The 12915-nt window shown below is 67.6% G+C and carries 13 protein-coding genes; 8 read left to right on the top strand and 5 right to left on the bottom strand.

The genetic code is table 11. The features are described from left to right. Positions 1 to 47: 47 nt before the first annotated feature. Genes MF610_RS11135 through MF610_RS11125 form a run of 3 tightly spaced genes read right to left on the bottom strand, consistent with a single transcriptional unit; the run spans position 48 to position 2000 of the window. Complete coding sequence (locus tag MF610_RS11135) at positions 48 to 473, bottom strand: c-type cytochrome (RefSeq protein ID WP_242196310.1); 426 nt, start codon at positions 471 to 473, stop codon at positions 48 to 50. Further along, positions 473 to 1327 carry an SGNH/GDSL hydrolase family protein gene (locus MF610_RS11130; RefSeq protein ID WP_242196307.1) on the bottom strand — a complete coding sequence of 285 codons (855 nt, stop codon included), beginning with the start codon at positions 1325 to 1327 and terminating at the stop codon, positions 473 to 475. The genes MF610_RS11135 and MF610_RS11130 overlap by 1 nt, the downstream gene beginning before the upstream one ends. A 19-nt stretch (positions 1328 to 1346) precedes the next feature. After that, positions 1347 to 2000, bottom strand: coding sequence for a GntR family transcriptional regulator (locus tag MF610_RS11125; RefSeq protein WP_242196304.1), 654 nt, complete (start codon positions 1998 to 2000; stop codon positions 1347 to 1349). 217 nt (positions 2001 to 2217) lie between these two features. Between MF610_RS11125 and MF610_RS11120 the strand changes: the two genes are divergently transcribed. Both MF610_RS11120 and MF610_RS11115 read left to right on the top strand, forming a co-directional pair. Beyond that, positions 2218 to 2916 (top strand): extensin family protein, encoded by a 699-nt coding sequence (locus MF610_RS11120; protein ID WP_242196302.1) that lies wholly within the window; start codon positions 2218 to 2220, stop codon positions 2914 to 2916. Positions 2917 to 2965: 49 nt separating this feature from the next. Continuing rightward, positions 2966 to 3829: an LOG family protein gene (locus tag MF610_RS11115; RefSeq protein WP_242196300.1), complete on the top strand. Its 864-nt coding sequence runs from the start codon at positions 2966 to 2968 to the stop codon at positions 3827 to 3829. Between the two features lie 193 nt (positions 3830 to 4022). Here MF610_RS11115 and MF610_RS11110 read toward each other — a convergent pair whose 3' ends face one another. After that, complete coding sequence (locus MF610_RS11110) at positions 4023 to 5591, bottom strand: lysine--tRNA ligase (RefSeq protein WP_242196299.1); 1569 nt, start codon at positions 5589 to 5591, stop codon at positions 4023 to 4025. A gap of 81 nt (positions 5592 to 5672) precedes the next feature. Between MF610_RS11110 and MF610_RS11105 the strand changes: the two genes are divergently transcribed. From MF610_RS11105 to MF610_RS11080, 6 genes are all read left to right on the top strand, one after another. Further along, positions 5673 to 6566 (top strand): bestrophin family protein, encoded by an 894-nt coding sequence (locus MF610_RS11105; RefSeq protein ID WP_242196297.1) that lies wholly within the window; start codon positions 5673 to 5675, stop codon positions 6564 to 6566. A gap of 80 nt (positions 6567 to 6646) precedes the next feature. Beyond that, positions 6647 to 6934 (top strand): hypothetical protein, encoded by a 288-nt coding sequence (locus tag MF610_RS11100; protein ID WP_242196294.1) that lies wholly within the window; start codon positions 6647 to 6649, stop codon positions 6932 to 6934. 71 nt (positions 6935 to 7005) lie between these two features. Continuing rightward, positions 7006 to 9708, top strand: a complete 2703-nt coding sequence (locus MF610_RS11095; protein WP_242196291.1) for an ATP-dependent DNA helicase — start codon at positions 7006 to 7008, stop codon at positions 9706 to 9708. Continuing rightward, on the top strand, positions 9705 to 10238 hold the full coding sequence (locus MF610_RS11090) for a SixA phosphatase family protein (RefSeq protein ID WP_242196288.1): 534 nt from the start codon (positions 9705 to 9707) through the stop codon (positions 10236 to 10238). The genes MF610_RS11095 and MF610_RS11090 overlap by 4 nt, the downstream gene beginning before the upstream one ends. A 144-nt stretch (positions 10239 to 10382) precedes the next feature. Next, positions 10383 to 10955 carry a sigma-70 family RNA polymerase sigma factor gene (locus MF610_RS11085; protein ID WP_242196284.1) on the top strand — a complete coding sequence of 191 codons (573 nt, stop codon included), beginning with the start codon at positions 10383 to 10385 and terminating at the stop codon, positions 10953 to 10955. Continuing rightward, positions 10945 to 11619 carry an anti-sigma factor gene (locus tag MF610_RS11080; protein ID WP_242196282.1) on the top strand — a complete coding sequence of 225 codons (675 nt, stop codon included), beginning with the start codon at positions 10945 to 10947 and terminating at the stop codon, positions 11617 to 11619. The genes MF610_RS11085 and MF610_RS11080 overlap by 11 nt, the downstream gene beginning before the upstream one ends. Before the next feature lie 22 nt (positions 11620 to 11641). On the opposite strand, the gene MF610_RS11075 is transcribed toward MF610_RS11080, so the two are convergent. Continuing rightward, complete coding sequence (locus MF610_RS11075) at positions 11642 to 12871, bottom strand: N-acetylmuramoyl-L-alanine amidase (protein WP_242196279.1); 1230 nt, start codon at positions 12869 to 12871, stop codon at positions 11642 to 11644. Positions 12872 to 12915: the final 44 nt, after the last annotated feature.

The following is a 12915-nucleotide window of genomic DNA, read 5'->3' as shown; positions in this document are numbered from 1 at the left end:
GTACGCAGCAAGAGCCGCGAGAGACCCCAGCCTTCGCTGGGGTGACGTTAACGGCTCTCCGATCGTAGATATGCGATCAGGTCCGCGCGCTCCATCGGATCGCGAACGCCAAGGAATGCCATCCGCGTGCCCGGCACCACCCGCACCGGCGCCGCAAGCCACGCGTCCATTCGCGCATCGTCCCAGCGCCCGCCATGGTCCTTCAACGCCTGGGTATAGCCGAAGCGGGGATCGCCCGCGACCGCACGACCGAGGATGCCGTGCAGATTGGGGCCGGCCAGCGCCTGCCCGCCCTTGCCGATCGTATGGCACGCGGCACACTGCCCGAACGCCCGCCGCCCTGCCTCCACATCGGCGACGCGCAGCAGGGCGGGAAGGTCGGCGGTCTTGCCCGCCTTGGCGAGGCGTGCCGCGCGATCCCCATCGCCGCCGCCGCATCCGGCCAGCAGCAGCACCGCGATCAGGACCCGCATCACCGGTTCCGGCGCAGCGTCGTCCACGCGATTCGCTGCAGCGCGACCGCCTGTTCCCCGGTCAGCCCGAGATCGGCGGCGGCGCGCTCCTCGGCGCCCAGCCGGCGGACGTCATATCCGGTGACCCGCCCGAAGATCGTCAGCGCCTCCAGATAATAGCCCGCACTGCTGCCATGATACTGGTCGTCGGCCCACAGTCCCAGCTTGCCCGGATCGACGCCGTCATAGGGATTGGCATCGGCCACCCGCATCGCGATCGCGCGGTTCCATGCGCTGCCGACGGGAATCGTGCCGGCAATACCCGGCGTGGTCCGCGCGACGCGCCGGTTGGCCTTGGCCAGGTCCTGCGCCATCGCCGTTATCGGCTTGCCCGACCATGGGCTGCCGGGACGATAGGTCAGATCGGCGCGCGACCAGGTTTCGACCAGCTTCACCGACGCCTGCGGATTGCGCGCGCGGACCAGCGCGGCCAGCTGTCCGGCCGCTTCGCCGTGGCGGGTGACATCACCGGGGCGATCGGCGTCGAGCGTCGAATAGCCCTGCAGGATCACCACGTCCCAGCGCCGGTCGATCGCTGCGCGCTTGTTGGCGTAATGGAACGCCAGGTCCTTGCCGGGCGAGGTTTCGAGCGACACCGTCCAGTCGAGCCCGGCCTGTTCGGCAAAGGCGCGGAACAACGCGGGCACGCCGCCGATCCCCTCGCCATTCAGGTCGGTGACGCTGTCGGGTCGATACTTTTCGACCGGGGAGCCCGCGCCGAAGGTGAAGCTGTTGCCGATGAACAGAATGTCGCGCGCCGTTGCCGGGACAGCGGCCAGCGACAGGGCGAGGAGGCCGAGAACGAAACGGTACATACGCACAGGCTATAGCAGATCAGGCGGCGGCGGCCGCAAATTCGCTGCGCAGATCTTCGATCGTCATCAGCAGGTGGCGGGTCAGCATCGCACGCACCGCATCGGCATCGCGTGCCAGCCATGCGTCGAGCAGCGCGCGATGTTCGCTATGCGCCCGGTTGCCGCGACCGGCGGGGCGCAGATGCGCGACGACATAGCGCTCCGCCAGTACCGACAGCCGCTGCACCAGATCGATCGTCAGGTCGCGCCCCGCCGCCGCGACCAGCGCCGCGTGGAACGCGCGGTTGCGCGCCGCCGCGTCGAGCAGATCGTCGCTTGTTCCTTCCTCCAGCCGTTCGAACGCCTCCACCGCCGCCGCCCGATAGCGGTCGTCGGCATGGCGCGCGGCATAGGCGACGGCACTGGGCTCGACGGCAAGGCGCAGTTCGTAGATTTCCTCGGCCTGCGTGGCCGACATCGGCCGCACGGTATAGCCGCGATTCGCCTGTCCGGCGACCAGCCCTTCCTGTTCCAGCCGGGCCAGCGCCTCGCGCAGCGGAATCTTGCTGACGCCCAGCTCGCTTGCCAGCGCATCCTGCCGAATCGGCACGGTTTCCGGGAGTGCCCCGCTGACGATGCGTTCGCGCACGATTTCGAACACGCGGTCGGACAGGGTTCGAACGACGATGGTCACGCTGCAGTCCCTTTGCAAAGCGGTCCGTTGCCGGAACATGGACGAGAGGTAACGACCCGTTGGCGGGTCATCCGAAAGTAGTACATATTCAAAAAATACTAGTGCGAGCAATCCTTTCCGTGACAGCGGTTACCTTATTCGCTTCGCGGGGGTAGCGGACACGCTCTGGCGCATTGCCGCTTGTCGACCGTCGCGGCGCGTGGGAGCAGGGCAGCCGATGTACGCGTCCCGCCGGTTGCTCCTGTCCTGTTGCCTGATCCTGGCGAGTTGCGTCGGCGGTGGCGATCGCCGGGAGGCATCGCCGCCACCGTCACGATCGCGACCGATCGCGCAGCGTCCGTCGGGGCCGGTTACCCTGCCGACGGTGACGTCGCGCGATACCCAGCAATGCTTTGCCGACCTGTCGCAGGCCGAGGTGCGGTTCAGTCCCTTGCCCGATCGCGATTACGGGTCGGGCTGCGTCGTGCTGGGCGCCGTCCAGTTGCTCGAAATCGGGGTGCCGGTGAATGGATTGAAGGCGATACGCTGTCCCGCCGCCCGCGCGCTGGTCGGCTGGGTCCGGCACGGCGTCCGCCCCGCCGCGCGGCAGATATTGGGCAGTGAGGTGGTGCGGATCGACAGCTATGGCACCTATGTCTGTCGCGGCATCATCGGCGGCGGCCCGCGCTCGGCCGGGCGGGTGTCCGAACACGGCCTCGCCAATGCGGTCGATATCGGTGGATTCACGCTGGCCGACGGGCGCAGGATCGTGCTGGAGCGAGACTGGAACAGCGCCGACCCGCAGGTCCGCGAATTCCTGCGCATCGTCCACCGGTCTGCCTGCAAGCGGTTCGTCACCACGCTCGGCCCCGACTATAACGCCGCGCACCGCAATCACTTCCATTTCGACATGGGCGGGCGGCCGCTCTGCCGTTGATGCATCGTGCTTGCCGCCATTCACAGGCGTGCTTACAACCCTGTCACCTATGACCGATACAAAAGTACCGTCCCGCGTGTTCCGCGGGGCCAAGCAGGAAGCCGAAGCGGCCCGCGCGCAGCTGTCGACCCCCCAGACCGAACACCCCGCCTATCGACTGGCGTTCCAGGACATGGAATTCCTGCTGCGCGAGGATTTGCGGCCGGTGCGGTTCCAGCTCGAACTGCTCAAGCCCTCGCTGCTGCTCGACGAGGCGAACATCGCCTCGACCTTCGTCATCTATGGCTCGGCGCGGATTCCCGAACCCGAAAAGGCCGAGGTGCTGCTCGACCTCGCGCAGGACGACAAATCGCGCGCGATCGCCGAGCGGATCGTCGCCAAATCGCATTATTACGATGTGGCACGCGAACTCGCGTTCAACGCCAGCCAGTTCCCCGACGACGTCAACGGCAAGCGTCACTTCGTGGTCTGTTCGGGCGGCGGCCCGTCGATCATGGAAGCCGCCAATCGGGGCGCGAACGAAGCCGGTGCCGAATCAATCGGGCTGAACATCGTCCTGCCGCACGAACAGGCGCCGAACCCGTACGTCACCCCGGCGCTGTCGATGCAGTTCCACTATTTCGCGCTGCGCAAGATGCACTTCCTGCTGCGCGCCCGCGCGGTGGCGGTGTTCCCCGGCGGCTTCGGCACGTTCGACGAGAGCTTCGAGCTGCTGACACTGATCCAGACCGGCAAGATCGAGCCGATCCCGGTGCTGTTCTATGGCCGGGAGTTCTGGGACCGGGTCGTCAACTGGGACGCGCTGGTCGAGGAGGGCGTGATTTCGGAGCGCGATCTCGACCTGATCACCTTTGTCGAGACGGCGGAGGAAGGGTGGAATGTGGTGAAAAAGTTCTACGCGGATCGGAAGTAGGGCGGACCTGATCCCCTCCATGGGAGGGAGGGCGTGCGTTTAGCCCATCCCTCCGCCTACACCCTCACTCCCGCGCAGGCGGGAGTCCATATGCACTATCGTTGCGGATCGAACCGAAGCGCCAGCGTTTATGGATTCCCGCCTCCGCGGGAATGACGAAGATCGAACGGCACCGCCAGGATCGATCCGCCCCCTACCGTGTCAGCGCCTCGGCGATCAGCTTGCGCGTGTTGTCGATACCGTAGAGTGCGATGAAGCTGCCCATCCGCGGCCCCTGCGGCGTGCCGAGCAGCGTTTCGTAGCAGGCCTTGAACCAGTCGCGCAGGCTTTCGAAGCCGGCGGTCTTGCCGATCTCGTACACCGTGTTCTGAATGTCCTCAGGCGTAGCATCGGCCGGCATCGCCGTCAGATCGGCATCGAGCCGTTCCAGCGCCGCTCGCTCCACCTCGGTCGGGGCGCGGCGTTCGGGCTTGTCTGCCACATCGCGGACATAGGCCAGCGCATGGTCGATCAGTGCGTCGAGCGCCGGATAGCGCTCGGCAGAGGCATCCTCGACATAGTTCGCCAGATAGCCCCACACCTGCGGCTTGGTCGCCTCGCCCATCACCCCGACCAGATTAAGCAACAGCCCGAACGTCACCGGCAGCGTGTCGGCGGGCGGCGGGCCGCCGTGAATGTGGTGGACCGGGTTGCCGAGCTGCTGCTCTACCGGCTGACCGGCGTAATTGGCACGGAACTGCCAATATTCGTCGATCGCGCGCGGGATCACGCCCAGATGCAGCTGCTTGGCCTTTTTCGGCTCGCGATAGGCGTAGAAGGCGACGCTTTCGGGCGGACCATAGGTCAGCCATTGTTCGAGGCTGAGGCCGTTGCCCTTCGACTTCGAAATCTTCTGCCCATGTTCATCAAGGAACATCTCATAGTTAAAACCCTCGGGCGGGCGGGCGCCCAGCACACGCGCGATCTTCGACGACTGGGTCACCGAATCGATCAGATCCTTGCCCGCCATCTCGTAATCGACGCCGAGTGCCGCCCAGCGCATCGCCCAGTCGACCTTCCATTGCAGCTTCGCACCGCCCGACAGCACCGATTGCTCGACGCGGGTGTCGCCATCCATGAACGCGACCATGCCGGCGTCGGCGTCCAGCACCTCGACCGGCACCTGCAATACGATGCCACTGGTGGGCGAAATCGGCAGCACCGGCGAATAGGTCGCGCGACGTTCGGCGCCCAGCGTCGGCAGCATGATGTCGAGGATCGCCTGCATGTTGCGCAGGACGTCCTTCAACGCATCGTCGAATTTGCCGCCGCGATAATAGTCGGTCGACGACGCGAACTCGTATTCGAAACCATATTGGTCGAGGAACGCCCGCAGTCGGGCGTTGTTATGCGCCGCGAAGCTGGCATGTGTGCCGAACGGATCGGGAATTTCGCTCAGCGGCTTGCCGAGATGTTCGTGCAGGATGTCGCCGTTCGGCACATTGTCCGGCACCTTGCGCAGGCCGTCCATATCGTCCGAAAACGCTATGAGGCGCGTCGGCTGGTCCGACAGTTCCATAAACGCCCTGCGCACCATCGTCGTGCGCAGCACCTCGTTGAACGTGCCGATATGCGGCAGACCCGACGGTCCATAACCGGTTTCGAACAGGATCGGCACACCACCCGGTTTTCCGTCCGGATAGCGCTTCAAAATCTTGCGCGCCTCCTCATAGGGCCAAGCCTTTGAAACCAATGCTGCATTGCGAATGATGGGGTCGGTCATCGGTCCCAGATACGCGGTCGGGCGCGATATTTCCACCAGTTGCGATGCAACCTTGTCACGCGTTGGGCGTAGCGTGGAGCAATGATCGTATCCGACGCACCCCGCCTGCCGCGCATCGTCGCGGAAGTATGGAAACCGGCGCTCGCGCTGTTCGTTTGGGATGTGATCGTCACCGTCATCTATTTCGTGCTGCCGTTCAAAGCGCCATCGCTGCCGCTGACCATCTTCGGTTCGGCGCTGGCGCTGTTTCTCGGCTTTCGGGTCAATTCCGCCTATGCCCGCTGGTGGGAAGGGCGGTCGCTCTGGGGGCTGATGATCAATGCGTCGCGCAACCTGGCGCGCGCGGCAATCGCGTTCATCGGTCCGGAAGATGACGGGCCGAAGCGTGACCTGAAGCGATCGATCGTGCTGCGCCACGTCGCGTATGTCCATGCGCTGCGCTGTCAGTTGCGGCGGCTGGATTCGAAGGACGAGGTGCACCGGTTCCTGTCGCGCGACGAGGCGGGCGATCCGCTGGGTCGTACCAACGTCGCCAACGGGCTGCTCGACGGCACCGGCGAACGGATCGCAGAGGCGCAGCGCCGCGGCTGGATCGACAGCATCCAGCAGACCAGCCTCGAAAGCGTCCTGATCGACATCGCCAATGCGCAGGGCGGCATGGAGCGGATCAAGAACACGCCGCTGCCGGTGCAGTACCGGTTTCTGCCGTCGCTGTTCACCCGGCTGTTCTGCATCGTCCTGCCGATCGGGCTGGTCGAGACACTGGGCATCGCCACGCCGCTGGGGTCGGGACTGGCCGGACTGATGTTCCTTGCGGTGCTGCAGATCGGCGAGGATCTGGCCGATCCGTTTGCGAATACGGTGCACGACCTGCCGCTGACCGCGATGTGCCGGACGATCGAGATCGACCTGTTGCAGGCGATCGGCGACCCGGCGCCGGAGCCGCTGAAGCCGGACAAGGGCGTGCTGTGGTGATGGAACGGGCAAGCATCTGAAGCAGTTGGGCTGTCCAGAGAGGATAGCCGACGGCCGACGAACATACACCGACGAAGAAGATGGCGGCGAATGCCGAAAGGGGCCTGACGCTGCGCGAGAAATTCGATCGCGGCGGGACCGAAGTCGGGGTCAACCGAGCGAAACAGATCACCGGGGGCGGGGCGATTTCGGATGCCGACGTGAAGTCGATGCACAGCTATTTCGCACGGCACAAGATCGATAAGGATACCAAGGCGCATAGCTGGGGCGACGATAACGACCCGTCGGCGGGGTATATCGCGTGGCTGCTTTGGGGTGGTGACGAGGGTAAGGACTGGGCGGAACGGCAGCGGGCGAAAATCGACTAAATCCCCCCGGCACGGGGAGAATTTTAAGCGTTCCGCTTCCGTTCCCGGGTCTGCCGCGCTAAGGCTGCGCCATGCTCCCCTATCCCGCCCTCCACGCCAGTCATTCCGGCGTCTGGATCGCGACCGGTGACGGCACACGCGAAGTCAGCCGGGGGGAGGCGATCGCGCTGGTCGCGGACACCCCGACGATCGTCCTCAACGCGGCGCTGATCGGGCAGCGGCTGGGTTATGCCGAGCTATCGGGGCTCGACCTGCTCGAATTGTTCGCCTTCGTTCATCCGGCACGTTTTGCGGTGCCGACGCCCAAGGGGCTGGCGCAGGCGCTCGGCCTGCCGCTACCGACCGACGAAGCGGCGGTGGCCGGGTTGCTGCGCCGGGCGGCGGAAGCGCTGATCGCGACCACGTCGGCGCCATGGCCCGAACAGGAGGGGGCATGGACCGCAGCGCAATCGCTGTTCCGCCTGCGCTGGCCATGGGCGCCAGCATTGGGGCAGGTGCTGCCCAAGCCCGATACCGCCGAACGCTGGCTGTTCAGCAAGCTGCCCGAATGGGAAGAGGCGCCGCCCCGCGCCAACCCGCGCACCGTCACGCTAGCACCCGATGCGGTCGCCGAACGGCTGGCCGACCTGACCGGCAGCGCGGCGGAGGCCCGGCCGGGACAACGCGCCTTCGCCGCCGCCGCGACGCAGGCGTTCGCTCCCCGCGCGGCGCGCGACACGCCGAACATGGTGCTGGCGGAGGCGGGGACCGGGATCGGCAAGACGCTCGGCTATCTCGCCCCCACCTCGCTGTGGTCGCAGGCCGCCGATGGCGCGGTGTGGGTGTCGACCTTTACCAAGGCGCTGCAACGCCAGCTGGCGCAGGAAAGCGTCCGCGTCTTCCCCGATGCCGCCGAACGCCGCGAAAAGGTGGTGACGCGCAAGGGGCGTGAGAATTACCTGTGCCTGCTGAACCTCGAGGACGCGCTGCAAGGCGGGTTTCAGGGGCGGGCGGCAGTGCTGGCGCATCTCGTCGCGCGCTGGGCGGCGTATAGCGCCGATGGCGACATGATCGGCGGCGATCTACCCGGTTGGCTGCCGACGCTGTTCCGCCGCAACGGATCGACCGCGCTGACCGACCGGCGCGGCGAATGCATCTATGCCGGCTGCCCGCATTACCGGAAATGCTTCATCGAGCGCGCAGCACGGGCGTCGGCACAGGCCGATATCGTCATCGCCAACCATGCGCTGGTGATGGTCAACGCGGCGCGTGGACGCGAGACGGGGACGCGGCCGACCCGCTATGTCTTCGACGAAGGCCATCACCTGTTCGAGGCAGCCGACGCGATGTTCTCCGCCGCGCTGACCGGCATGGAGGCGATCGAGATCCGCCGCTGGGTCCTCGGTCCCGAAGGCGGCGGGCGCGGGCGACGGCGGGGACTCGCGGCACGGCTGTCCGATGTCGCCAGCTATGACGCTGCGGGGGGCGAGGCGATGGCGGCGGCGGTCGACGCCGCGCGGCTGCTGCCCGCCGATGGCTGGCTGGCGCGGATACAGGAGGGCAATCCGTTCGGTCCGGTCGAGGAACTGCTCGCCTGCGTGCGTGGCGCGGTGTTCGCCCGCGCCAAGGATGGCGAAGCGGGATACGGGCTGGAAACCGAACTCAGCGAACCGCCCCCCGAGCTGATCGACGCCGCCGGCCCCGCCGCGCAGGCATTGGACGCGCTGCTGCGTCCCCTCATTGCGCTGGGCAAGCGGCTGGAGGCGGTGCTTACCGAAGGGCCGGACTGGATGGACGGTCCCGCACGCGCCCGGATCGAGGGGGCGATCGCCTCGCTCGGCTGGCGGGCGGAGACGGTAGCGGCATGGGGCCGGCTGCTCGCGCGGATCGGCGGGCCGGTCGATCCCGATTTCGTCGACTGGATGACGGTCGACCGGGTCGAGGGGCGCGAATACGACATGGGGCTGCACCGCCACTGGCTCGACCCCACCCGCCCGTTCGCCGAAACGGTGCTGAAGCCCGCGCATGGCGTATTGGTGACGTCGGCGACACTACGTGCGGGCGGCGACTGGGACGTGGCCGATGCCCGCGTTGGCGCGCCGCACCTGATGCGCCCGCCGAGCCATTTCGAGGCGCCGAGCCCGTTCGCCTATGCGAACCAGGCCGAGGTACTGATCGTCACCGATGTGAAGCGCGGCGACCTGCCCGCGCTTGCCAACGCCTATGGCCGGCTGATCGTCGCCGCGGGCGGCGGCACGCTGGGGCTGTTCACCGCGATCCGGCGGCTGCGCGGGGTGCATGCGCGGATCGCCGACCGCCTGGCGCGCGACGGACTGCCCCTCTATGCCCAGCATGTCGATCCGATCGATACCGGCACGCTGGTGGATATCTTTCGCGACGATCCCCGCGCCTCGCTGATCGGCACCGATGCGCTGCGCGACGGGGTCGACGTGCCCGGCCATTCGCTGCGGATGGTGGTGATGGAGGGGGTGCCGTGGGTGAAGCCCGGCGTCCTTCACGCCGCGCGGCGGTTGGCGGGCGGGGGCAGCGCCTATGACGACCGGATGGTGCGCGCACGGCTGGCACAGGCGTTCGGGCGGCTGATCCGCCGGGCCGACGATCGCGGACTGTTCGTGCTGTTGTCGGCCGCGATGCCGTCGCGGCTGCTCGGCGCGTTTCCGGAAGGGACGCCGGTCACGCGCTGCACGCTGGACGAAGCGGTCGCGCGCGCCCTTTCCTTGGGCACCGAAGTCGGGCATGGGGCGCAGGCCCTGCCGATGGAGCCGCCCGTATGAAGACGCTGACGCTGCTGCGCCATGCCAAGTCGGGCTGGGACGATCCGGCGCTCAGTGACCATGACCGCCCGTTGAACGCAAAGGGGGCGCGCGCTGCGACCGCAATGGGTGCGCAGGTCCGGCAGCTGGGGCTGAAGTTCGATCATCTGGCGGCCAGTTCGGCGAGGCGCGTCGTCCAAACGCTCGATCATTTCCGCCGCGGCTACGGCACGCTGCCAGATGCACGGCACGACCGTACGCTCTACCTCGCCTCCGCCGGAACATTGCTCGACGCGATCCGCAAACTGCCCACCGGTGTCGAGCGCGCGCTGCTGGTCGGGCATAATCCGGGGCTCGAAGACCTCGTGCTGCTGCTGTCGGCCGAGAGCAATCCGCTGCGCGGCGCGGTGGAGGAGAAGTTTCCGACCGCCAGCGTCGCGGTGCTCGAACTTGATGGCGATTGGGCGGGGGCGTGCGACGGGTGCGGGCACCTGACGACCTTCGTCCGCCCGCGCGATCTCGATCCGTCGCTCGGGCCGGGGCACGATTAGGGTCGGATTCGCTCCCCTGCGGTTGACGCGCCGGGCGATGCCGACCTCCTTGTCCGTCAGCGGAGTCGGGCGATGCATCGACCCTGTACGACATCCGGGTCCATTTCGTTGCGCGGCACAGACCGCTAGGCTACGTCCTCAATCGTGAAGGACCACCCGGCCGACCCTTATGCAGCGCGCGTCGCGATTTGCGAGCTGCTGCAGCGTGTCGGAACGGCGGATCGGGCGGCGTTGGGGACGTTGTACGAACTCACCGCATCCTCGCTATTCGGCATCTGCATGCGGATTTGCGAGGAGCGAAGCGCAGCCGAAGATGTCCTGCACGAAGTATATCACCTGATCTGGACGCGCGCCGGCAGCTTCGTTCCGACCGCCGCCCATCCGATGTCGTGGCTGGGCACCATCGCCCGCAACCGGTCGATCGATTGGGTGCGCGGTTACGGCAAACGGATGACGCGGCCGATCGAAGACGCCGACGACATTGCCGACGACACGCCGGACCAGCTGGCCATGCTCGAACGCACCGAAGAGGCGCAGCGTCTGTACGACTGCCTCGATGCGCTGGACCCCCGGCAGCGGGATACCTTGCGCACGGCCTTTTTCGGCGGACTGACCTATGCCCAGCTGGCCGAGGACAACGGCGTGCCTGAACCGACCGTGCGCAGCTGGGCACGTCGCGGCCTGCTGAATTTGCGGGGATGCGTCGGTGACGGCTGAGGATGATGCGCTGGCCGGCGAACTGGCCCTCGGCCTTCTCGAAGGGGACGAACGGGCACAGGCCCTGCGTCGGACGCTATCCGATCCCGACTTCGCGCGGGCGGTCGAATGGTGGCGCGTGCGTTTCGCCGACTTGCTGGTCGAATATCGTCCCGTTGCCGCACCGGCGGGTCTGATCGACGACATCGGCGTGCCGACGGCACCGAAGACGCGCGGTGGCCTTCGATTGGTCGTCTCGAGCGCGCTCGCCGCTGCTGCTGCGGCTGTCCTGGTGATGGTCCTGCGGCCGGCCGAAACCGTGTTGCCGCCGCCGATCGATCGAGCGACGACGGTAACGCTGCTCGCCGCGCTCCAACCATCCGACGGGACGGGAACGCCGATCAGCGCGGTCGTCGACGGCGGCGCGGGACAGGTCCGCGTGGTCGCCACCGGCATTGCACCCGCCGGCAAGGCGGCGCAGCTTTGGGTCATCCGCGATGGCGTGCCGCGTTCCCTCGGGCTGTTGTCGGGCAGCGGGACGACGCGCCTCGCGCTGCCGCCGACGGAGCGAGCGGCGTTGCAGCCGGGGCTGGTGCTCGCCATTTCGATCGAGCCGCCGGGCGGGTCGCCGAAGGCGACACCGACAGGGCCGGTCGTCGCAAGTGGACCGCTGACCGCGATTTAGAACGGACCGTTCGCGAAACCCGTCAGCGCGCCGCCAGCCGCCGGGCGAAATACACTTCGACGGCACGCTCCACGCTTTTCGCAATCGCGCGGCGGCCTTCGGCGGAGTCCAGCCGCTGCGCGTCCGCCTCGTTCGACAGATAGCCGGTTTCGAACAGGATCGAGGGCAGGTCGGGCGCCTTCAGCACCATCAGTGACGCCATGCGGTGATAGTTCGGCTTCAGCGGGATGACCCCGGTCGCCTCGCGTCCCAGCAGGCGGGCGAACCCGGCCGAGGCGTTCATCGTCTCGCGCTGGGTCAGGTCGATCAGGATCGACGAAATGTCGGCGCTTTGCCGGCCGAGATCCACCCCAGCGAGGATATCGGCCTTGTTCTCGCGTGCCGCCAGCCGGGCGGCCTCGCGGTCGGACGCGACCTCTGACAGGGTATAGATGCTCGCACCGGTCGCGTCGGGGTTCTCGGCGCTGTCGCAATGGATCGAGATGAACAGGCTGGCCCCCAGCCGCCGCGCGATCGCATAGCGTTCCTGCAGCACGAGGAACTCGTCGCGGTCGCGGGTCAGCGCCACCCTTACCCGCCCGCTCGCCAGCAGCGAATCGCGGATCGCGCGGGCGGTCTTCAGCGTCAGGTCCTTTTCCTGCATGCCGCCATGCGGAGAGATCGCGCCGGGATCGTGCCCGCCATGGCCGGCATCGATCACCACCAACGGCCGGTCGGCATCGCCCTCGATCCAGGGAAGCCGCTGGCCACGACGGCTGCGGGGCACGGGGACCGAAGCGGTGGCACGCTGGCGACGGTCGACGATCATCGCCGCCGACGACCATGCCGGCACGACCGTCGCCATCGCCAGTTGCGGCTGGAACCGCATCCGCCCCGCGGTGGTCGCCCGCGCGAAGCGATCGGGCGCGACGCCGCGCAGCGTCAGCGTCAGCCGCCGGCCGTCGTCGGAAAACCGCCCGTCGGTGACAACCGCCGGTTCGGTCAGGTCGAACACGATGCGGCCGCCGCCGGTGCGCGGGCCCTGTCGCACCGCCCGTACCGCGCCGCCCGCTTCGCTGCGCCCGCCCGGCCCCACGCCGTCGAGGTCGACGACCAGCCGGTCGGGACTGCCCAGCGCGAAGCTGGCGGCACCGGCAGCGGGCGCGTCGAGGCGGATGGTGATGCGGTCCCGGGCGACGTCGACCGTGTCGACGCTCTGCGCCGCGACAGGCAGGCCGAACCAGATCGACAGAAAGGCCATCCACGCGCCCATCGGCGCGCTATGCCGTCCAATCATCGTTTCGGTCCAGCGCGAAT

This window comes from Sphingomonas hankookensis, from assembly GCF_022664465.1.
Classification (GTDB): domain Bacteria; phylum Pseudomonadota; class Alphaproteobacteria; order Sphingomonadales; family Sphingomonadaceae; genus Sphingomonas; species Sphingomonas hankookensis.
This window is presented reverse-complemented; position numbering and strand designations above follow the sequence as displayed.